Source organism: Streptomyces sp. YIM S03343, assembly GCF_054729195.1.
Window position 1 is genome coordinate 6,127,871 of record NZ_JBPUKX010000001.1, and the last position, 21,988, is coordinate 6,149,858.

Here is a 21,988-nt window from a genome sequence, read left to right on the forward strand (position 1 = left end):
TTACAGAACAAACGCGTTTCGGGACGGGCCCGTGACACCTCTAAACTGAGCCCCGTGACCGAGAACACTCAGCAGCAGCCACCAGCGCCCGCCACCGAACTGCCGACCCAGTACGCGCCGGCCGATGTAGAGGGCCCGCTGTACGAGCGCTGGGTAGAACGCGGTTACTTCGAGGCGGACGCGAAGAGCGACAAGCCCCCGTTCACCGTCGTCATCCCCCCGCCGAACGTCACGGGCAGCCTGCACCTCGGGCACGCCTTCGAGCACACGCTCATCGACGCCCTCACCCGCCGCAAGCGCATGCAGGGCTTCGAGACGCTGTGGCAGCCCGGCATGGACCACGCCGGCATCGCCACGCAGAACGTCGTCGAGCGCGAGCTGGCCAAGGAGGGCAAGTCGCGGCACGACCTCGGCCGTGAGGCGTTCGTCGAGCGCGTCTGGCAGTGGAAGGCCGAGTCCGGCGGCCAGATCGGCGGCCAGATGCGCCGCCTCGGCGACGGCGTCGCCTGGTCGCGCGAGCGCTTCACCATGGACGAGGGCCTCTCCCAGGCCGTCCAGACCATCTTCAAGCGCCTCTACGACGACGAGCTGATCTACCGCGCCGAGCGCATCATCAACTGGTGCCCGCGCTGTCTGACGGCGATCTCCGACATCGAGGTCGAGTACCAGGACGACGACGGCGAGTTGGTCTCGATGCGCTACGGCGACGGGGACGACAGCATCGTTGTCGCCACCACCCGTGCCGAGACGATGCTCGGCGACACCGCCGTCGCCGTCCACCCCGACGACGAGCGCTACAAGCACCTGGTCGGCAAGCTCATCGAGCTGCCGCTGACCGGCCGCTCCATCCCGGTCGTCGCCGACACGCACGTCGACCCCGAGTTCGGCACCGGCGCCGTCAAGGTCACCCCCGCGCACGACCCGAACGACTTCGAGATCGGCCAGCGCCACGGCCTGCCGTCCATCACCGTCCTCGACGAGCACGCCGTCATCACCGCGCACGGCCCCTTCCAGGGCCTGGACCGTTTCGAGGCCCGCTCCGCCATCGTCGCCGCGCTGCGCGCCGACGGCCGGATCGTCGCCGAGAAGCGGCCCTACGTCCACTCCGTCGGCCACTGCTCGCGCTGCAAGACCACCATCGAGCCGCGGCTGTCCATGCAGTGGTGGGTCAAGGTCGGCCCGCTCGCCAAGGCCGCGGGCGACGCGGTCCGCGACGGCAAGGTCGCCATCCACCCGCAGGAGATGGAGAAGCGGTACTTCGACTGGGTCGACAACCTCCACGACTGGTGCATCTCACGGCAGTTGTGGTGGGGCCACCGCATCCCCGTCTGGTACGGCCCCGAGGGCGAGGTCGTCTGCGTCGGCCCCGACGACGAGGCCCCGACCGGCGAGGGCTGGCGTCAGGACACCGACGTCCTCGACACCTGGTTCTCCTCCGGCCTGTGGCCGTTCTCCACCCTCGGCTGGCCCGAACAGACCGAGTCCCTCGCGAAGTTCTACCCGAACTCCGTCCTGGTCACCGGCTACGACATCCTGTTCTTCTGGGTCGCCCGGATGATGATGTTCGGCCTCTACGCGATGGACGGCACCCCGCCGTTCCACACCATCGCCCTGCACGGCATGGTCCGCGACCAGTTCGGCAAGAAGATGTCCAAGTCCTTCGGCAACGCGGTCAACCCGCTGGACTGGATGGACAAGTACGGCTCCGACGCCCTGCGCTTCACCCTCGCGCGCGGCGCCAACCCGGGCGTCGACGTCCCGATCGGCGAGGACTGGGTCCAGGGCTCGCGCAACTTCGCCAACAAGATCTGGAACGCCACGCGCTTCGCCCTGATGAACGGCGCGACGGTGGACGGACCCCTGCCGGAGCCGTCGGCGATGTCGGCCACGGACCGCTGGATCCTCTCCCGCCTCAACTCCGTCGTCGCCGAAGTCGACGCGCTCTACGACGACTTCCAGTTCGCCAAGCTGTCCGACGCGCTGTTCCACTTCGCGTGGGACGAGGTGTTCGACTGGTACGTCGAGCTGTCGAAGACGACGTTCCAGGCGGGCGGCGCGGCGGCGGAGGTCTCCAAGCGGGTCCTCGGCGAGGTCCTCGACGTCACCCTGCGGCTGCTGCACCCGGTCGTCCCGTTCGTCACCGAGACCCTGTGGACCACCCTCACGGGCGGAGAGTCGGTCGTCATCGCGCAGTGGCCCGCCGACAGCGGGTTCCGCGATCCGGCGGCGGAGCGGGAGATCGGCACGCTCCAGTCCGTGATCACCGAGGTCCGCCGCTTCCGTGCCGACCAGGGCCTGCAGCCCGGCCAGCGGGTTCCGGCGCGCCTGGCCCTGAACGGTACGGCGCTCGCGCCGCACGAGGCCGCCATCCGCCAGCTTCTGCGTCTCCAGCCGGAGGGCGACGGCTTCACCGCCACGGCGACCCTGCCGGTGGGGGGTGCGGAGGTCTCCCTCGACCTCTCCGGCACGATCGACGTCGCCGCGGAGCGCAAGCGCCTCGCCAAGGACCTGGCGGCGGCCCAGAAGGAACGCCAGCAGGCGGAGGCGAAGCTGTCCAACGAGGCGTTCCTTTCCAAGGCGCCGGACAATGTCGTGGACGGGATCCGCACCCGCCTGGCCAAGGCCGAGGAGGACATCACCCGGATCCAGTCCCAGCTGGACCGGTTGCCTCCGGCGTAACAACAGGTGTGCAAGGGGGTACCTCCCCAGGGGGTACCCCCACTCGGTGCTGGCCGGGGGTGGGCCGCGCTGCCCGGCGCTGACGGGTTGCCGCCCGCGCCCACCCGTGCCGCCCCAGCGGCACGACTGCCCGCGGCTGGGCGGGCCCCTCAGCCTTGCAACCGACGTGACCGTCCCAACCCAGGGGGCGCGGGGCTGTACCGATATGCGGCTCCGCCGCGTGGGCGCGATCAGCCCCCACCGGCCCGCGGCTGAAGGGGGAGTGGCCCGCACCTATCGGGCCAACGTGACCGTCCCAACCCCAGGGGCGCGGGGCTGTATCGATATGCGGCTCCGCCGCGTGGGCGCGAACGGCCCCCACCGGCCCGCAGCCGTATAACAACCCAAGCCACCGCAACCTGCACGGAGTGCGCTCCGTACACTGGCCACGTGAGTGACAGCGACCCCTTCGACGAGATCGTCGCCAACGAGACCGAGCACGACCCCGACCTCGCCGTCATCGAGGCAGGCAGCCGAACCCTCCGCACCCAGGGCAGCGCACCCCAGCCGGAGGCAACCCGCCCCGTCGACCCCGCGGTCGCAACCGCCCTGCGCGAGGTCGAAGCGGACCTGGCGACCCGCTGGGGCGAGACCAAGCTGGAGCCCTCCGTCACCCGCATCGCCGCGCTGATGGACGTGCTGGGCGAGCCCCAGCGCTCGTACCCCTCGATCCACATCACCGGCACCAACGGCAAGACCTCCACCGCCCGCATGATCGAGGCCCTGCTCGGCGCCTTCGAGCTGCGCACCGGCCGCTACACCTCGCCGCACGTGCAGTCGATCACCGAGCGCATCAGCCTGGACGGCGCCCCGGTCTCCGCCGAGCGGTTCATCGAGACGTACGCCGACATCAAGCCGTACATCGAGATGGTCGACGCCCAGCAGGAGTACCGGCTGTCGTTCTTCGAGGTGCTCACCGGCATGGCGTACGCCGCGTTCGCGGACGCCCCCGTCGACGTGGCCGTCGTCGAAGTCGGCATGGGCGGCAGCTGGGACGCGACGAACGTCATCGACGCCGGTGTGGCCGTGGTGACCCCCATCGACCTGGACCACACCGACCGCCTCGGCGAGACGCCGGCTCAGATCGCCGGGGAGAAGGCCGGGATCGTCAAGCAGGGCGCGACCGTCGTACTGGCCCAGCAGCCGGTGGACGCGGCGCAGGTGCTGCTGAAAAAGGCCGTCGAGGTGGACGCCACGGTGGCCCGCGAGGGCCTGGAGTTCGGCGTCGTCGCCCGCCAGGTCGCCGTCGGCGGCCAGCTGCTGACCCTGCGCGGTCTCGGCGGCGAGTACCCGGAGCTGTATCTGCCGCTGCACGGCGCGTATCAGGCGCACAACGCGGCCGTCGCGCTCGCCGCCGTGGAGGCGTTCTTCGGCGTGGGCTCCCAGCACACCCAGCGACTGGACCCCGACACGGTCCGCAAGGCGTTCGCCGCCGTGACCTCACCCGGCCGTATGGAGGTCGTACGGCGCTCCCCGACCGTGGTCCTGGACGCCGCCCACAACCCGGCGGGCGCGAGGGTCACGGCGGAGGCGGTGGGGGAGGCGTTCGACTTCAGCCGGCTGATCGGCGTGGTCGGTGCGAGCGGCGACAAGAACGTACGGGGGCTGCTGGAGGAGTTCGAGCCGGTCTTCGCGGAGGTCGTGATCACCCAGAACTCCAGTCACCGCGCGATGGACGCGGACGAGCTGGCCGCCATCGCCGTCGAGGTGTTCGGCGAGGAGCGGGTCCAGGTGGAGCCGCGGCTGCCGGACGCCCTGGAGGCGGCGATCACGCTCGCCGAGGAGGAGGGCGAGTACGCGGGCGCGGGCGTGCTGGTCACCGGTTCGGTCATCACGGTGGGCGAGGCCCGCCTGCTGCTCGGGAAGGGCTGAGGGACCGCCATGCGTACGCTGTGCTCCTCGACGCTGATCGGCGAGTTCTTCGTCATCGGCTTCGCCGCGCTGGTCGCGATGAAGGACCCGGACCTGTCGTCGTCGGCGGTGTGGACGGTGAGCGGCGTCGCGATGTTCCTGACGCTGGCGCTGTGCGCGGTGGTCACCCGGCCCGGGGGAGTGGCGCTGGGCTGGGCCCTTCAGCTCGTGCTGATCGCCTCCGGGGTGTTCGTGCCGACGATGTTCTTCCTGGGCGCGGCGTTCACCGCGCTGTGGTGGGCGTCGGTGCACTACGGGAGGAAGATCGACGAGGCGAAGGCCCGTTTCGCGGCGCAGCCGGAGTCTCCCGGGTCTCCCGGCACCCCTGACGCTGTGTGACAGGCACAGGTCCACGCGCTGTAATCTCGTCCCACCGCACATGACGGCCAGAAGGAGTCCTCCCGTGACCCAGCGCACCCTCGTCCTGCTCAAGCCCGACGCGGTCCGTCGTGGGCTGACAGGCGAGATCATCAGCCGCATCGAGCGCAAGGCGGGCTGGCGGATCATCGCGATGGAGCTGCGCACGCTCGACACGGACACGCTGGAGCAGCACTACGGCGAGCACAAGGGCAAGCCGTTCTACGACTCGCTGGTCGAGTTCATGGCCTCCGGTCCGCTCGTGGCGCTGATCGTCGAGGGCGGGCGGGTCGTCGAGGGCATGCGCGCCCTGGCCGGTCCGACCGACCCGATCGCCGCGCCGCCCGGCACAGTCCGCGGCGACTACGGCGTGGTCGTCCAGGAGAACCTGATCCACGCCTCCGACTCCGAGGAGTCCGCCGAGCGCGAGGTCAAGATCTTCTTCCCGGGCCTCGCGTAACACCGACCCGGGCCTCGCACCACACCGATCAGCCTCCGAAAGGCCTGACGGCCGTCAAGGACCGGCGAGGTCCACGGCCGTTCGGCCCGCCGGAGGGACCCATCAGGCCCGGGCGCCCGACCGCCCCCGACGATCATGATGCCGCCGTGGCATGAATTTCCGGAACATGTTCCTGACGGAACATCACATCGGTCCGGCGCCCCGCCTCCCGTTCGCCCGCAAGCCACCCGCTGGCATATGCGTGCCGATCGGGGGAACGAGTGCCCCCGATGGACCGTCTCCACAAGCGAGGCGGCTCGCCATCTGCCGACAATGGCGAAGACCCTCGCGCAGTGTCCGGGAAGGCGCGTCTACGATGGAAGCCTTCACCCTCACAGCACCCACCTTCGCCAACCTGAAAAGCCCTCAAAAGCTCACAGGAAGGCCAGACGAATCCTGATGGGGAACTCAATGTCGTTCATCGGCCGTGACATGGCTGTCGACCTCGGGACCGCCAACACGCTGGTGTACGTCAGGGGTCGCGGGATCGTACTCAACGAGCCGTCCGTCGTCGCGATCAACACCAACACCGGTGGCATCCTCGCGGTCGGCGCCGAAGCGAAGAAGATGATCGGGCGCACCCCCGGCAACATCGTCGCCGTGCGGCCGCTCAAGGACGGCGTCATCGCCGACTTCGAGATCACCGAGCGGATGCTCCGCTACTTCATCCTGAAGATCCACAAGCGGCGGTATCTAGCCCGGCCCCGTGTCGTCGTCTGTGTGCCCTCTGGCATCACGGGCGTCGAGCGCCGTGCCGTCATCGAGGCGTCGACCCAGGCCGGTGCCCGCCAGGTGCACATCATCGAGGAGCCCATGGCCGCGGCCATCGGCTCCGGACTGCCGGTCCACGAGGCCACCGGCAACATGGTGGTGGACATCGGCGGCGGCACCACGGAGGTCGCGGTCATCTCGCTCGGCGGCATCGTCACCGCCCAGTCCATCCGTGTCGCGGGCGACGAGCTGGACAACGCGATCATCCAGCACATCAAGAAGGAGTACAGCCTCCTCCTCGGTGAGCGGACGGCGGAACAGATCAAGATCACGATCGGTTCGGCGTACGAACTCGAGGACGACCAGCACACCGAGATCCGCGGCCGGGACCTCGTCTCCGGACTGCCCAAGACGGTCGTCGTCTCGGCCGCCGAGGTGCGCAAGGCCATCGAGGAACCCGTCAACGCCATCGTCGACGCGGTGAAGACCACGCTCGACAAGTGCCCGCCGGAGCTGTCCGGCGACATCATGGACCGCGGAATCGTCCTGACCGGCGGCGGCGCCCTGCTGCGCGGACTGGACGAGCGGCTGCGCCGGGAGACCGGTATGCCGATCCACATCGCGGAGGACCCGCTGGACAGCGTGGCGCTCGGCTCCGGCAAGTGTGTCGAGGAGTTCGAGGCGCTCCAGCAGGTCCTGGACGCCGCGCCCCGCAGATGACGTGACTCTTCGATTCCGCCGTACCGGACAATCGTTCCTCGTACGGCGGATCGCTGATATAGAGGCACAAAGCTGCAACGGCACAAAGCTGCAACGGCACAAAGCTGCAACGGCGCGAAGCCGCAGAGGCATAAAGCCGCAGAGACACAAAACCACAAAGGCACAAAGCTCACTTCCACGCGGGCTCGTCCATCCGGGCCCGCTCCTATCTGAGGAAGGCACGGCCGCCGCACGTGAGGGACACACGAGAGAGCCGGCTGCTCCTGGTACTGCTGATCGCCATCGCGTTCGCACTGATCACGGTGGACATCCGCGGCGGGCAGAACTCTCCGGTCGACGGCGCCCGACAGGCCGCCGCCACGGTCTTCGGCCCCATCGAGAACGGCATGTCCGCGGTCGTCGACCCCGTCGGCAACGCCGTCTCCGCCGTCCGTGACTCCGGCAACCGCCATGACCGGCTCGCCGCACTGGAGCGGCAGAACGCGGCCCTCAAGGCCAGGCTCGGCAGCGACGACCGCAACCGCAGCCGCCTCAAGCAGCTCGACAAGATGCTGAAGATCGCCGGCGAGGGCCAGTACGGCATCAAGGGCGCCGAGGTCATTGCGATAGGAGCGGCCCAGGGCTTCTCCTGGACGATCACCATCGACGTCGGCGCCAACGACGGCATCAAGCGCGACATGACCGTGCTCAACGGCGAGGGACTCGTCGGCCGTGTCACCACCGTCGGACCGAACTCGGCGACCGTGCTGCTCGCCAACGACCCCGACTTCACCGTCGGCACCCGGATGGAGGGCAGCGACGAACTCGGCTTCGCCTCCGGGCAGGGCGACCGCCCGCTGCGCGTCGAACTCCTCAACGGCAAGGCCCAGGTGAAGAAGGGCGACCGTCTCGTCACCTTCGGCTCCCAGGGCGACAAGCCCTTCGTGCCCGGCGTCCCGGTCGGCGTCGTCTCCCGCGTCGACCCGTCCGCCGGCGGCCTCACCCGCACCCTCTACGTCACGCCGTACGTCGGCTTCACCAAGCTCGACATCGTCGGCGTCGTCGTCCAGGCCCCGAAGAAGGACCCGCGCGACACCGTGCTCCCGGCCAAGTCCAAGCCCACCCCGACCCCCACGGTGACCGTCACGGTCACCCCGTCCACGAACGCGACCGACACCGCCGGCCAGCAGCAGTAGGAGCTGAACCACCCCATGCGCGTCAACCGGATCCTGCTCTCCAGCGCACTGGTCGTCGTCGCGCTGGTGGTCCAGGTGAGCGTCCTCGCCCGCCTCCACCTGCCCGGCGCCGTCCCCGATCTGCTGCTGCTCACCGTCCTCGCCCTCGCCATGGTCTACGGCCATGTCGGCGGCGCCCTCGTCGGCTTCGGCGCCGGACTCCTCGCCGACCTCGCCCCGCCCGCCGACCACGCCGCCGGCCGCTACGCGCTCGTGCTGTGCGTCGTCGGCTATCTCGCCGGGCTCGTCAAGCCGGAGACCGGGCAGCTGAAGTCCGCCACCGCCCCGATGATCGTCGTGGTCGCCGCCGCCGCGGGCTCCACCTTGCTGTACGCCGGGGTCGGCGCCCTCGTCGGCGACACCGCCGCCCGCCATGTGGGCCTGGCGGGACTGCTGTTCAGCGCCGCCCTGTACGACCTGCTGCTCGCGCCCTTCGTCGTCCCCGGGATCATGGCCCTGGCCCGCCGCGCCGAGAACGACCCCCTCGCGGACACGTCCTCCTCGGGCAAGACCACCGACATCTCCTCCGGCTGGCTCTCCGGCGGCACCGGGCTGCGTATCGGCGGCCAGCGCGGCGGCCTCGGCGGCCTCAAGATGAGGACCCGTACCCGCACCGCCCGCGCCGGGCGCATCAAGGGGGTCAAGCGGTTGTGACCGCACGGGACTTGGCCGCGGCCGGGCTCACAGGTCCGTCGTATATGACACGTACCACCATGACTCGCACCACCGTGACCGGTACCAGCATCACTCGTACCACCGCGCCCCGCACCACCGTGCTCCGTACAACCGCTGAGAGGGGGAGGCAGACCGCGTGACGAACATCCCTGAAACCGGGCGGACCCCGCGCGTCCAGATCCGCCTCGTCGTCATCCAGATCCTCGTCCTCTCCCTCCTCGGCACCCTCGGCGGACGCCTGTGGTACCTCCAGATCCGTGAGGGCGCCGCGTACCAGAAGGAAGCCTCCGGCAACCACGTCCAGCAGGTCGTCGACCCCGCCGTACGCGGCTCGATACTGGACGCGCGCGGGGTGCCGCTCGCGGACAACGAGACCCGGCTGGTGGTCTCCGCCTCCCGCACCGATCTGCTGAAGCAGGACGACGACGGCAAGGCGGTCCTCACCAAGCTGGCCGGGATCCTCGGGATGGACGCCAAGGAGGTCATCCAGAAGGTCCGGCTGTGCGACGCCAAGACTCCGCAGCCCTGCTGGAACGGCTCGCCCTACCAGCCCATCCCGATCACCGACGAGGCCACCGCCAAGCAGGCCCTCCAGATCCGCGAGCGCTCCGAGGACTTCCCCGGCATCACCGCCGAGCCCGAGGCCGTACGCCGCTACGCGAGCCCCGGCAAGTCCAACACCGCCCAGGTCCTCGGCTACCTCTCCCCGGTCACCGACGACGAGATCCAGCAGGCCAAGGACACCGACTCGCCGTATCTGCGCTCCGACCAGGTCGGCCGCAGCGGTCTGGAGCGGGAGTACGACAAGGTGCTGCGCGGCAAGGCCGGCGTCACCCGCTACGAGGTGGACAACCTCGGCCGTGTCATCGGCAAGGCGAAGTCGGACGCCGCCGAGGCCGGCTCCAACCTGGTCACCAGCATCGACGCCCGGGCGCAGCGGGTCGCCGAGTACGAGCTGGACAAGGCCATGAAGACGGCCCGCAAGCAGTACGACAAGATCACCGGCACCAACTACAAGGCCGACTCGGGCGCCGTCGTCGTGATGGAGGCCAAGACCGGCCGTGTCGTCGCCATGGCGTCGGCACCGACGTACGACCCGAACGTCTGGGTCGGCGGCATCTCCGCCAAGGACTACAAGAAGCTCACCGGCAAGAACTCCGACTACCCGCTGCTCAACCGCGCCATACAGGGTGAGGCGGCGCCCGGCTCGACCTTCAAGGTGGTCTCCACGGCCGCCGCGGTCAACGCCGGCTATGTCTGGGACGGCGGCTACCCCTGCACCAGCTCCTACTCGGTGGGCGGCCAGGTCTTCAAGAACTTCGAGGGCGAGAACTTCGGCCCCATCTCCCTCGGCCGCGCCCTGGAAGTGTCCTGCGACACCGTCTTCTACGGCCTCGCCGACTCGGAGTGGAAGAAGGACGGCGGCATCAACCCCAAGAAGGGCGAGCCGAAGGACTGGTTCTTCAAGACGGCCCACCAGTTCGGCCTCGGCAAGACCACCGGCGTCGACCTGCCCAACGAGATCAAGGGCCGCGTCCCCGACCGCCAGTGGAAGCAGGCCTACTGGAAGGCCAACAAGGACTCCTGGTGCAAGACCGGGAAGAAGAACGGCACCTACGTCGAGAAGATCGCCTACGAGAACTGCCTCGAAGGCAACAAGATGCGCGAGGGTGACGAGATCAACTACTCCATCGGCCAGGGCGACACCCTCGTCACGCCGATCCAGGAAGCGGTGATCTACGGCGCCGTCGCCAACGGCGGCACCATGTACCAGCCGACCATCGGCAAGGCGGTCATCAGCGCCGACGGCAAGACGGTCACCCAGATCAAGCCCAAGAAGGTCGGCAAGCTGCCGGTCACCAAGGCCACCCTCAAGGGCATGGACGACGCGTTCGCGGGCGTCATCACCCGCGGTACCGCCGCCTGGAAGTTCGGCGGCTGGCCGCAGGACAAGATCGCCCTGCACGGCAAGACCGGTACCGCCGAGGTCTACGGCAAGCAGACCACCTCATGGCTGGCCACGTACACCAAGGACTACACGGTCATCATGACGATCGCCCAGGCCGGTACCGGTTCCGGTGCCTCCGGTGAGGCCGTGCGCAACATCTACAGCGCGCTCTACGGCGTCCAGGGCGACGGCTCGATCGACAAGAAGAAGGCCCTGCTGTACACCCCGCAGAAGGGCCTGCCCAAGGTCCGGACCGACGGCACAGTCGCCGCGCAGAAGATCTCCAAGGACCCCGCCAAGGACGAGCGCGCCACCCAGCAGACCGGCACCGCCGGTGACACCGGCACGCCCGCCGCGACCACCGCGTCGCCCACCTCGACCAACCGCACCACCCGCAGGCGCCCACGCCACCGGGGAAGCCGGAGGATGCTCACATGACCGGCGGCAGCTTCTCCGTCTCCGGGTACGGCCCCGAGCGGGCCGGCTGGACCCGGATGTTCGCCCGTGACTCGGTGACCCGCCGGCTGGACTGGCCGATACTGCTGGCCTCGCTGGCCCTGTCGCTGATCGGCTCGGTGCTGGTCTACTCTGCGACCCGCAACCGCACCGAGATCAACCAGGGCGACCAGTACTACTTCCTGATCCGGCACATCATGAACACCGGCATCGGGCTCGCCCTGATGATCGGCACGATCTGGCTGGGCCACCGCGCCCTGCGCAACGCCGTGCCGATCCTCTACGGCCTGTCCGTGTTCGGCATCCTGCTGGTGCTCACCCCGCTCGGCTCCACGGTCAACGGCGCGCACTCCTGGATCGTGCTCGGCGGCGGCTTCTCGCTCCAGCCCTCCGAGTTCGTGAAGATCACGATCATCCTGGGCACGGCGATGCTGCTGGCGGCCCGGGTCGACGCGGGCGACAAGCCCTACCCCGACCACCGCACGGTCCTCCAGGCCCTGGGCCTCGCCGCCGTCCCCATGCTCATCGTGATGCTGATGCCGGACCTCGGCTCGGTCATGGTCATGGTGGTCATCGTGCTGGCCGTGCTGCTTGCCTCCGGCGCCTCCAACCGCTGGGTGTTCGGCCTGCTCGCCGCGGGCGCGATCGGCGCGATCGCGATCTGGCAGCTCCACATCCTGGACGCGTACCAGATCAACCGCTTCGCCGCTTTCGCCAACCCCGACCTCGACCCGGCCGGCGTCGGCTACAACACCAACCAGGCGCGCATCGCCATCGGCTCCGGCGGACTGACCGGCGCGGGCCTGTTCCACGGCTCGCAGACCACCGGCCAGTTCGTCCCCGAGCAGCAGACCGACTTCGTGTTCACGGTGGCGGGCGAGGAACTCGGCTTCCTCGGCGCCGGGCTGATCATCGTCCTGCTCGGTGTCGTGCTGTGGCGGGCCTGTCGTATCGCCCGTGAGACGACCGAGCTGTACGGCACGATCGTGGCCGCCGGAATCGTGGCCTGGTTCGCCTTCCAGGCCTTCGAGAACATCGGCATGACCCTGGGCATCATGCCGGTCACCGGCCTGCCCCTGCCGTTCGTGTCCTACGGCGGCACATCGATGTTCGCGGTGTGGGTGGCCGTAGGACTGCTTCAGTCGATCAAGGTGCAGCGGCCGCTGTCGGCATAGCAGCTGCCACTGTCGGCATGGCGACCCGGGGAGCCGGGGTTGTTCCGGAGAACTGTTCAGGACGGTTTCCGGACAACTCCAGCTCCCCGGCATTTTCCCTCCCTTTTACCCACGGTCGGCCCTGCCGCTTCCGCCTGAGGGGCACTAGATTCGATTCATGGCGGACATAAAGCGCGAGATCGAGCGTAAATATGAGTCCGACGACAGCGGGCTGCCCGACCTGACCGGCGTCGCGGGGGTCGCGGCCGTCATCGACAAGGGTCTTGTCGAACTGGACGCCATCTACTACGACACGCCCGACGAGCGCCTGGCCGCCTCGGCGATCACCCTGCGCCGCCGCACCGGCGGCAGCGACGAGGGCTGGCACCTCAAACTCCCGGTCTCCGCGGGCGTGCGCGACGAGGTCCACGCCCCCCTGTCCGACACCGTGCCGCGCAGCCTGGCCGCCCTGATCCGCTCCCGCGTCCGCGACGCCGCGCTGCGTCCCCTGGTCCGCCTCCGCTCGGACCGCGATCTGCGCCACCTGGTGGACGCCGACGGCGCCCTGCTCGCCGAGGTCAGCACCGACGCGGTACGGGCCGAACGGCTGACGGAGGAGGGAGAGGTGGAGCAGGAGGGCGGCGCGGCCCAGTGGACCGAGCTGGAGGTCGAGCTGGCCGACGGCGTCGACCCGGCCTTCCTGGACGTGGTGGAGAAGCGCCTGCGCAAGGCGGGCGTACGCCCCGCGAAGTCCCCGTCGAAGCTGGCGAGAGCGCTGGCGGAGACGGCCCCCGGCGGCAAGAAGGCCCGCAAGGCGAAGGCGAAGGCCGAGGCCGAGGCGGCATCCGAGCCGACGACGGCGGGCGACCACGTCCTCGCCTACCTCCGCGCTCAGCGGGACGCCATCGTCACCCTGGACCCGGCCGTACGGCGCGACGAGTACGACTCCGTGCACCGGATGCGCGTGGCCACCCGCCGGATGCGCAGCGCCTTCCGCACGTACGGCAAGGTCCTGGACCGCGCGGTCACCGACCCGATCGGCGACGAGCTGAAGTGGCTCGCGGGCGAACTCGGCGTGGGCCGCGACCAGGAGGTGCTGGCAGAACGCATCACGGCCGCCCTGGCCGACGTACCCCGCACCCTGCTGTCCGGCCCGGTCCGCACCCGGCTCCGCACCTGGACAAACGCCCGCCGCGCCGGCTCCCGCCGCCGCCTGATCGCCGTGCTGGACGGACGGCGCTATCTGACCCTCCTGGACACCCTGGACGCACTGATCACGGACCCGCCCTGGCGGAAGGCGGCATCCGGCGATCCCGTGAAGGTCATAGGGAAAGCAGTCCGCAAGGACTACTCCACCTTGACGGCCCACGTGGAAGAGGCGATGGCCCTGCCCCCGGGCCACGACCGTGACCTCGCCCTCCACGAGGCCCGCAAGAAGGCCAAGCGCACCCGCTACGCCGCCGAATCCGCCGTACCGGTGCTCGCCGACCCTGCCGCAGCCCTGGTCAAGTCGGCCAAGTCCGTCCAGAACCTGCTCGGCGAGCACCAGGACAGCGTCATGGCCCGCAACGCCCTGCATGACATAGCCGCCCAGGCCCACGCGGCGGGCGAGAGCGGCTTCACCTACGGCCTGCTGTACGGCCGTGAGGAGCGCAGCGCGGCCGAGTACGAGGCGGACCTGCCGGGCCTTTGGAAGAAAGTGAGGAAGCGGACCGAGCTCTGAGACCGAGCGACACGGGGCGGTGGCCGGATCGCGTTAGGCTGGGTGGTCACCCCGCCATCTCAGTCACGAAGGTTCGCGAGATGCCTGCCGAAGTCTCTGCGGCCGCAGAGTCCACGCTGTCAGCGTCCCCGGCGCTGTCGGCGCAGTCTGTGTTCCCGCAGCTCGAAGCGCTGCTCCCGCATGTGCAGAAGCCGATCCAGTACGTCGGCGGCGAGCTGAACTCCACGGTGAAACCGTGGGAGTCGTGCGACGTCCACTGGGCGCTGATGTACCCCGACGCGTACGAGGTCGGTCTGCCCAACCAGGGCGTCATGATCCTCTACGAGGTGCTCAACGAGCAGGAGGGCGTCCTCGCCGAGCGCACCTACAGCGTGTGGCCGGACCTGGAGACGCTGATGCGGGAGCACGGCGTCCCGCAGTTCACGGTGGACAGCCACCGCCCGGTGAAGGCGTTCGACGTGTTCGGCCTGAGCTTCTCCACCGAGCTCGGCTACACCAACATGCTGACGGCGCTGGACCTGGCGGGCATCCCGCTTCAGGCGCGGGACCGCACCGAGGACGACCCGATCGTCCTGGCCGGCGGCCACGCGACCTTCAACCCGGAGCCGGTCGCGGACTTCATCGACGCGGCGATCATCGGCGACGGCGAGCAGGCCGTGCTCGACATGACGCGGATCATCCGCGAGTGGAAGGCGGAGGGCCGCCCCGGCGGCCGCGAGGAGGTCCTGTACCGCCTGGCCCGCACCGGCGGCGTGTATGTCCCGGCCTTCTACGACGTCGAGTACCTCCCCGACGGCCGTATTGCCCGAGTGGTCCCCAACCGCTCCGGCGTGCCGTGGCGGGTCTCGAAGCACACGGTGATGGACCTCGACGAGTGGCCCTACCCCAAGCAGCCCCTGGTCCCGCTCGCCGAGACGGTTCATGAGCGCATGTCGGTGGAGATCTTCCGCGGCTGCACGCGGGGCTGCCGCTTCTGCCAGGCGGGAATGATCACCCGCCCGGTGCGGGAGCGCTCGATCACGGGCATCGGCGAGATGGTCGACCGAGGCCTGAAGGCGACGGGCTTCGAAGAAGTCGGCCTCCTGTCCCTCTCCTCCGCCGACCACTCGGAGATCACGGACATCGCCAAGGGCCTGGCGGACCGCTACGAGGAAGACAAGATCGGCCTCTCCCTCCCCTCCACCCGGGTCGACGCCTTCAATGTGGACCTGGCCAACGAACTGACCCGCAACGGCCGCCGCTCCGGCCTGACCTTCGCCCCCGAGGGCGGCTCGGAGCGGATGCGCAAGGTCATCAACAAGATGGTCTCCGAGGACGACCTGATCCGCACGGTCGCCACGGCCTACGGCAACGGCTGGCGCCAGGTGAAGCTGTACTTCATGTGCGGCCTGCCCACCGAGACCGACGAGGACGTCCTCCAGATCGCCGACATGGCGACCCATGTCATCCAGAAGGGCCGCGAGGTCTCCGGCTCCAACGACATCCGCTGCACGGTCTCCATCGGCGGCTTCGTCCCCAAGCCCCACACCCCCTTCCAATGGGCCCCGCAGCTCTCGGCCGACGAGACCGACGCCCGCCTGGAGAGGCTCCGCGACAAGATCCGCGGCGACAAGAAGTACGGCCGCTCCATCGGCTTCCGCTACCACGACGGCAAGCCCGGCATCGTCGAGGGCCTCCTCTCCCGCGGCGACCGCCGCATCGGCGCCGTCATCCGCGCCGTCTACGACGACGGCGGCCGCTTCGACGGCTGGCGCGAGCACTTCTCCTACGACCGCTGGATGGCCTGCGCCGACAAGGCCCTGACCCCCCTCGGCGTCGACGTCGACTGGTACACCACCCGGGAACGCACCTACGAGGAGGTCCTGCCCTGGGACCACCTGGACTCGGGCCTCGACAAGGACTGGCTCTGGGAGGACTGGCAGGACGCCCTCGACGAGACAGAGGTCGAGGACTGCCGCTGGACACCTTGCTACGACTGTGGGGTGTGTCCTCAGACGGACACCCACATCCAGATCGGTCCGACGGGACGGAAGTTGCTGCCGCTGACGGTCAAGTAGGCGGCTCCAGCCGGCTGAAGCGCGGCCCCTCAGACACGAGGTATCGGGGCGTTCATGCCTCTTCGTCCTCAGCCTCGCACTCGCGAGAACCGTCACATCGTGCTGCACGAACTCGACGCCTGGGGCGTGCCCCACGGCAGCGAGCCGTCCGACACCGCCGCCTTGCTCGTCGGCGGGCTCGCCGCCAACGCCGTCACGCACGGCCGCGTCCCCGGCCGGGACTTCGAGGTCACCGTCAAGCTCCTAGGCCGGACCCTGCGTATCGAGGTCAGCGACGCCCGGGGCGAACACCGGCCCCCAGACCCCGACGCACCCCACCCCGCGCCCGGGTCCCTCGCGGAGAGCGGCCGGGGCCTTCTCCTCGTGGAGGCGCTCGCCGACCGCTGGGGCGTCCTCGACCGTGTCCCCGTCGGTAAGACGGTCGTCGCCGAGCTGGATCTACGACGCTGACCGGGCCGACGCAGCCGACAGGTGTCGGTTGTCCACAGGGACACACACGCCTGCCGGACCCGGAGGACACTTCCCTTGTGCAGGACCTGACCCGACTCACGCGCGACGGCGTGCTGCTGACCGCCCACGCCCTGGCCGCCGGCTGGCCCGCTCGCAGGCTCACCCGGCGACTGCGCCGCGACGGCTGGCTTCCGATCCATCCGGGCGCGTGGTCGGCGCCCGGCGTGACGGTGGACTGGGTGCTGAGTGCCCGCGCGATACAGATACTGCGCCCCCGATTCGTCTGCAGCCACAGCACCGCCGCCGCGCTGCACAGGATCGAACTGCTCGGGAAGGACCCCGGTTCGGCGACACTGGAGTTCAGCGTGACCGTCCGCGCTTCGACCGACCAGCCCGCGGGCGTTCGCGTCCGGACGGCGACACACCTCACCGGCAACGACCTAACCGTACGGAAAGGGCTGGTCGTGACCGCGCCCGCGCGGACGGTCGCCGACCTCCTGCGCGCCGGACCTCGTGACGACGCCGTCGTCGCCGCGGACTCCGCCCTCTCGCCTCGCCGAGTGGCGGGCGTATCCCGCCCGGCCCTGGTGACCCCGGCCTCCCTGGAGGCCGAACTCACCCCGCCCCACCACGGGGCACGGCAGGCGCGGCGCTGGCTGGGCCTCACAGACCCGGCCGCGGGGTCGCCGGCCGAGACGATCGCGCGTCTGCGGATGCACGACGCCGGTCTGTGTCCGGCAACCCAGGTGGAACTGCGCGCCCAGGCCGGCCGGCGTGTCCGCCCGGACTTTCTCTTCCTCGCCGAGGGCCTGGTGGTCGAGATCGAGGGCTACGCCTTCCACGGCACACGCGAAGCGCACGCACAGGACGCCCGGCGCTTCAACGAGCTGACCACATGCGTCGGCGTGCGGCGGGTACTGCGCTTCACGGCCGCGGAGGTCTTCCGAAGGCCGGACGCGATGATCGCCGCCATCCGCGCGGCCCTGGCCGACCTGGCGGGGGCGCCGGGCGGGCCCGGTCTCCACGGTGTGGGCATCCCGGGACGGTCGTATCGGGGTGAAACGGGCAACTGGCTGTCCTGAAGTGACCACGACTTTGGAGAGGGACGGGAAAGGGACGGGAAAGGGACGGGACTGGAGGGTAGTGGCGGCAGCATGTAGCAGCAGGCTGTTCGGCGGTCCCTCGTGGTTCAGACCGACCACCTGTCCTCACTCAGGTCAGGAGGCGGCGCCGCTGATGCCGGGGGCCACGAAGCGCCGGTGGAGATGCGAGAACTCGGTCTCGGGCTCACCGGGGATACCGGCTTCCTTGACGGCGGACATGAGTCGGTCGGCGAAGAACTTTTCGAAGTCCGCCTGGGTGTTCCACACGTCGGTCACATGCAGCGTGCCTTCCGCGAACCAGGCCGCGTGCAGGACGGCGCCCTCCGGCACCTGCTCCTCCCAGCGCACCAAGTCCCGCACGGCGTCGTACTGCTCGGGCGTGACTCCCGACCAGCGCAGTGACAGCACAACAGCCATGGGATCTCTCCTTTGTCGTCAGGCCCCCTCCGCTCAGTAGATCGGCCAGGACAACCAGTCGCCTGTTGTCGTAGGCCGTTCGTGGAGGCATGGGCTGCCCTGGGAATAGGGTGGTGACCTGCGGAGACGGTCGATGTGGGTCGTCTTGTCGAAGTTTGGGGGCGAGGCGGCTGTCGCTGGATACAGTCGTCTCGTCACCGCCGGCTGTGGGGCGGCCGGTGTCTGGGGAGGGTACGCGGAGTATGAGTCGTCGCTCTGGTGGATTTGTCGGCGTCTGGGCCGAGATGGAGCGGCAGAGGCAGCGGCAGCTGCAGGCCGACGCGCGGCGGCAGCGGGAGCAGGAGCGGCAGGCGCGCGCTTATCAGCGGCAACTGGTCCAGGGGCACCGGGAGTTCCGGCAGGCGGAGGCCAGGCGGCGTACCGAGGAACTGGACGCGCGTGTTGCCGAGCTCCAGGGGTTGCTCGCTGCCGGGTGCCGGGTGCCGGCCTTCAGGGCGGCCTCGTTGATGCGGCCGGAAGCGGTGGTGCAGCCCTTTGCGCCAGGGGCGCTCGCGGTGCCGGTTGTGATGCCCGATCCGGGGCAGTACCGGGCGCAGGGCGGATGGACGGCGAACCGGCGGGCGCAGGCCGAGGCCGAGGCGCGGGCCCGCTTCGAGCGGGACTGGGCGGCGGCGCAGACCGCGGAGGCGCAGCGGCAGCAGCAACTGGCGGTGCAGCAGCGGGAGTACACCCGGTGGGCGGACCAGCAGCTTGCGGAGGTGCGGCGGCACAATGCCGGTGTCGTCGAGGTGACCGAGGGGGTGCGGGGGAGGGACCCGGACTCGGTCGTCGAGTACTTCTCGGCCGCGCTCTACGCCTCGACGCGGTGGCCCGGTGACTTTCCCCGGCAGATCACGGCGGCCTACGACGCGGCGGCCCAGGAGCTGGTGCTCGACTGGGAGCTGCCGCGCCAGGATGTCGTACCCGAGGCGAAGGCCGTGCGGTACATGCCCAGCGTCGACCAGGACAAGGAGACCCCGCGCCCGGTGACGCAGCGCAGGGCCCTGTACCGCGAGGTCCTCGCGCAGTCCGTGCTGCTGGTGCTGCACGAGCTCTTCGCCGCCGACGAGTTCGGCGCGCTGGAGTCCGTGGCGCTGAACGGGTTCGTGGACGACCACGATCCGGTGACCGGGCGGCGGGCACACATCTGTCTCGCGACCGTCATGGCGCGGCGCTCCGTCTTCACCGGGCTGCATCTGGAGCAGGTGGACGCGGTGAGCTGTCTGACCGACGGCCTGCGCGGGCAGCTTTCCGCGCGGCCGGACCAGCTCGCTCCCGTGCGGCCCGCCCGCAGTCCCCGGGACGTCGGGAACCATGTGATCACCCACGGCGACGACGGGGATCCGGATCTCTACGAGATGGATCCGATCGCCTTCGAGTCGCTCGTGGCCGAGCTCTTCCGGGCCATGGGGATGGAGGCCGTGACGACCCAGCGGTCGAACGACGGCGGCGTGGACGTCGACGCCGTGGACCCGACGCCGATCCGCGGCGGCAAGATCGTCGTACAGGTCAAGCGCTACCGCCACACCGTGCCGCCCACTGCCGTACGGGATCTGTACGGAACCGTGCAGGACACCGGCGCCAACAAGGGTGTGCTGGTGACTACGGCGGGGTTCGGGCCCGGCTCGCACACCTTCGCCAACGGCAAGCCCCTGGAGCTGATCTCGGGTCCCGAACTCGTCGATCTGTTGCACCGGCACGGGCTGCGGGGGCGGTTGGGGGAGGGCGGACAGGCCGCTCCTTCGCGGCCCGCGTCGCCCTCGGGCGGCACCACACCTGGTGGGACGGCACCTGGTGGTGAGGCTGCCGCCGGCGACTTCAATGTGCTGGGCATGTTCTGGTCCGGCAGTGTCGCGCTGGACGTCTGTGCGCTCGTCTGCACCGGCAGCTGCGTACTCGGCGACGAGTACGTCGTCTTCTTCAACAACCCCCGCACCCCGGACGGTTCGGTGCGCGCCCTCCCGGCCACGCCCCCGGACAGGGCGGCGATCCGGGTCGCCTTCGAGGCGCTGCCCGAGCGCGCCGACCGGCTCGTCCTGGTCGCCGCCGTGGACCCGGAGGCCGACCCGCATGCCGATCTTTCCGGGTTCACGGACGCCGGGATCCGGCTGCTCGACCCGACCGCCGCCGAACTCGGCCGCCTCGACGTCTCCGACGGACGGCCCGGGGAGACCGCCCTGGTCCTCGGGTCCTTCCGCCGTAGGAGCAGCGGTGACTGGGACTTCGTGCTCGGCGGCAAGGGATATCCGGGCGGGCTGGCGCCACTCCTCCGTGACTTCGGCGTTCAGGTTGAGTAGGGGGGACCGTGCGCGGGCCGACCCCGCGGGCCGGGAGCGGTGCGCCGATGCCGTCGGACGTGTGGTCCCGGGCTGTTCCCGTCCCGGCGTGCGGGAGTGGGGCGGGGACCCTACGTTGGTAGGGCAAACAGACGGCGCGCGGGCGCCGGGGGGTTTGCCGCGTGCCGGCTTCCCACTGCAAGAGAAGGCGGTTGCTCATGGCCACCACGTCCGACGCTCCCGTTCTCGACACCCTCGCCGCGATGACCATCGACTCGATCGAGCGCTGCAACCTGGACGACGCGACGCTGATCCTCACGCGCCTCGCCGCGCTCGCGGCCATGGACGCGCCGGCGATCTCGTACCTCGCCCATGTCGACCCGGCCATACGGGCCAACCTGACGATCGATCAGGTACAGGACGTCCTCGTGGCGATCGCACCCGTCGTGGGCACGGCGCGCGTCATGGCGGCCGCCGGACACATCACCGAGGCACTCGGCTTCGCCGTCGCGGTGGCCGAGGACGAGGCGCAGGCGATGGCCTCGGCCGACGCGCAGCGCCGCAACAAGTCCTAGGTCACGGACAAGTCCTGGTCGGTGACAAGTCCTGGTTGCCGAGCGGGGTTTCAGGCTGCATCCGGTTTTGTCGCTCGGACGATCGCCGAGTGCATTCCGTCGGCCACCTCGTGGGTCGGGGTGATCTCGATGCCGGTGAAGCCCGCCCTTGTCAGGCCCTCGCGGTACTCCGCGAAGGAGAGGGCGCCCGCGATGCAGCCCGCGTAGTCACCGCGTTCGGCCCGCTGGGCCGGGGTCAGGGTGTCTTCGGCGACGATGTCGGAGACACCCAGGCGGCCGCCCGGCCTCAGCACACGGAAGGTCTCGGCGAAGACCGCCGGCTTGTCCGTGGACAGGTTGATCACGCAGTTGGAGATCACCACGTCGATCGTCCCCGCGGGCAGCGGGATCGATTCGATGGTGCCCTTGAGGAACTCCACGTTCGTCGCGCCGGCCTTCCGCGCGTTCGCCAGGGCCAGCGCCAGCATCTCGTCGGTCATGTCCAGGCCGTACGCCTTGCCGGCCGGGCCGACCCGGCGGGCCGAGAGCAGCACGTCGATGCCGCCGCCCGAGCCGAGGTCCAGGACGCGTTCGCCCTCGCGGAGTTCGGCCACCGCCGTGGGGTTGCCGCAGCCCAGCGAGGCCGCGACGGCCTCGGCGGGCAGCGCCTCGCGGTCGTCGGCGGCGTAGAGGCGCGCGCGGAACCGGTCGTCCACCTCGACCGGCTCGGGGCCGCAGCAGGCATTGCTGGTCGCCGTCACCTTCAGGGCGGCGGCCGCGTAGCGCCGGCGGACCGTTTCCCGCAGGTCCGTCTCCGGCGTCTCCGGTGTCTCCGGCAGGTCCGTCTCCGGCCCGTCCGTGGTCGTTGTTGCGGTGGGGCGGGCCGTGGTCTCGTCGCTCATCCGTTGCTCCCTCGCCTTTCGCATGGCTGTATCGATGTTCGCCAATACAAGCTTGGGCCTTGTATCGATGAACGTCAACATAGGTGCATGTCGAAACAGGAGGG

The 21,988-nt window shown here is 69.9% G+C and carries 17 protein-coding genes; 15 read left to right on the top strand and 2 right to left on the bottom strand.

What is annotated here, in order from left to right; all coding sequences use genetic code 11:
• Window positions 1-54: 54 nt before the first annotated feature.
• From ACSYGN_RS26770 to ACSYGN_RS26830, 13 genes are all read left to right on the top strand, one after another.
• Window positions 55-2,679, top strand: coding sequence for a valine--tRNA ligase (locus ACSYGN_RS26770; protein ID WP_460399897.1), 2,625 nt, complete (start codon window positions 55-57; stop codon window positions 2,677-2,679).
• A 429-nt stretch (window positions 2,680-3,108) separates the two neighbouring features.
• Window positions 3,109-4,590 carry a bifunctional tetrahydrofolate synthase/dihydrofolate synthase gene (folC, locus tag ACSYGN_RS26775; RefSeq protein WP_460399899.1) on the top strand — a complete coding sequence of 494 codons (1,482 nt, stop codon included), beginning with the start codon at window positions 3,109-3,111 and terminating at the stop codon, window positions 4,588-4,590.
• Between the two features lie 9 nt (window positions 4,591-4,599).
• Window positions 4,600-4,968, top strand: coding sequence for a DUF4233 domain-containing protein (locus ACSYGN_RS26780; protein ID WP_460399901.1), 369 nt, complete (start codon window positions 4,600-4,602; stop codon window positions 4,966-4,968).
• A 64-nt stretch (window positions 4,969-5,032) separates the two neighbouring features.
• Complete coding sequence (gene ndk / locus ACSYGN_RS26785) at window positions 5,033-5,446, top strand: nucleoside-diphosphate kinase (RefSeq protein ID WP_460399903.1); 414 nt, start codon at window positions 5,033-5,035, stop codon at window positions 5,444-5,446.
• A 450-nt stretch (window positions 5,447-5,896) separates the two neighbouring features.
• A complete protein-coding gene (locus ACSYGN_RS26790) occupies window positions 5,897-6,916 on the top strand; it encodes a rod shape-determining protein (RefSeq protein ID WP_460399905.1) in 1,020 nt (339 codons plus the stop codon).
• 233 nt (window positions 6,917-7,149) lie between these two features.
• Window positions 7,150-8,091 carry a rod shape-determining protein MreC gene (gene mreC / locus ACSYGN_RS26795; protein WP_460399907.1) on the top strand — a complete coding sequence of 314 codons (942 nt, stop codon included), beginning with the start codon at window positions 7,150-7,152 and terminating at the stop codon, window positions 8,089-8,091.
• Window positions 8,092-8,106: 15 nt separating this feature from the next.
• Window positions 8,107-8,784: a rod shape-determining protein MreD gene (gene mreD, locus ACSYGN_RS26800; RefSeq protein WP_460399909.1), complete on the top strand. Its 678-nt coding sequence runs from the start codon at window positions 8,107-8,109 to the stop codon at window positions 8,782-8,784.
• A 157-nt stretch (window positions 8,785-8,941) separates the two neighbouring features.
• Entirely contained in the window at window positions 8,942-11,191 is a 2,250-nt protein-coding gene (gene mrdA / locus ACSYGN_RS26805) for a penicillin-binding protein 2 (protein WP_460399911.1), read from the top strand.
• Entirely contained in the window at window positions 11,188-12,384 is a 1,197-nt protein-coding gene (rodA, locus tag ACSYGN_RS26810) for a rod shape-determining protein RodA (protein WP_460399913.1), read from the top strand. The genes mrdA and rodA overlap by 4 nt, the downstream gene beginning before the upstream one ends.
• A gap of 157 nt (window positions 12,385-12,541) precedes the next feature.
• On the top strand, window positions 12,542-14,086 hold the full coding sequence (locus ACSYGN_RS26815) for a CYTH and CHAD domain-containing protein (protein ID WP_460399915.1): 1,545 nt from the start codon (window positions 12,542-12,544) through the stop codon (window positions 14,084-14,086).
• 80 nt (window positions 14,087-14,166) lie between these two features.
• Window positions 14,167-16,143: a TIGR03960 family B12-binding radical SAM protein gene (locus ACSYGN_RS26820; protein ID WP_460399917.1), complete on the top strand. Its 1,977-nt coding sequence runs from the start codon at window positions 14,167-14,169 to the stop codon at window positions 16,141-16,143.
• Between the two features lie 54 nt (window positions 16,144-16,197).
• On the top strand, window positions 16,198-16,593 hold the full coding sequence (locus ACSYGN_RS26825) for an ATP-binding protein (RefSeq protein WP_460399919.1): 396 nt from the start codon (window positions 16,198-16,200) through the stop codon (window positions 16,591-16,593).
• Window positions 16,594-16,670: 77 nt separating this feature from the next.
• Window positions 16,671-17,675 (top strand): endonuclease domain-containing protein, encoded by a 1,005-nt coding sequence (locus tag ACSYGN_RS26830; protein ID WP_460399921.1) that lies wholly within the window; start codon window positions 16,671-16,673, stop codon window positions 17,673-17,675.
• 135 nt (window positions 17,676-17,810) lie between these two features.
• Here ACSYGN_RS26830 and ACSYGN_RS26835 read toward each other — a convergent pair whose 3' ends face one another.
• Window positions 17,811-18,113 carry a hypothetical protein gene (locus ACSYGN_RS26835; protein ID WP_460399923.1) on the bottom strand — a complete coding sequence of 101 codons (303 nt, stop codon included), beginning with the start codon at window positions 18,111-18,113 and terminating at the stop codon, window positions 17,811-17,813.
• Window positions 18,114-18,355: 242 nt separating this feature from the next.
• On the opposite strand from ACSYGN_RS26835, the gene ACSYGN_RS26840 reads away from it, so the two are divergent.
• Both ACSYGN_RS26840 and ACSYGN_RS26845 read left to right on the top strand, forming a co-directional pair.
• On the top strand, window positions 18,356-20,449 hold the full coding sequence (locus tag ACSYGN_RS26840) for a restriction endonuclease (RefSeq protein WP_460399925.1): 2,094 nt from the start codon (window positions 18,356-18,358) through the stop codon (window positions 20,447-20,449).
• A gap of 197 nt (window positions 20,450-20,646) precedes the next feature.
• The gene (locus ACSYGN_RS26845) at window positions 20,647-21,003 is read left to right on the top strand and encodes a carboxymuconolactone decarboxylase family protein (protein WP_460399927.1); all 357 of its coding nucleotides are present in this window, start codon (window positions 20,647-20,649) and stop codon (window positions 21,001-21,003) included.
• Between the two features lie 50 nt (window positions 21,004-21,053).
• Here the strand turns inward: ACSYGN_RS26845 and arsM are convergent, their stop codons facing one another.
• A complete protein-coding gene (gene arsM / locus ACSYGN_RS26850) occupies window positions 21,054-21,884 on the bottom strand; it encodes an arsenite methyltransferase (protein ID WP_460399929.1) in 831 nt (276 codons plus the stop codon).
• Between the last annotated feature and the right edge of the window lie 104 nt (window positions 21,885-21,988).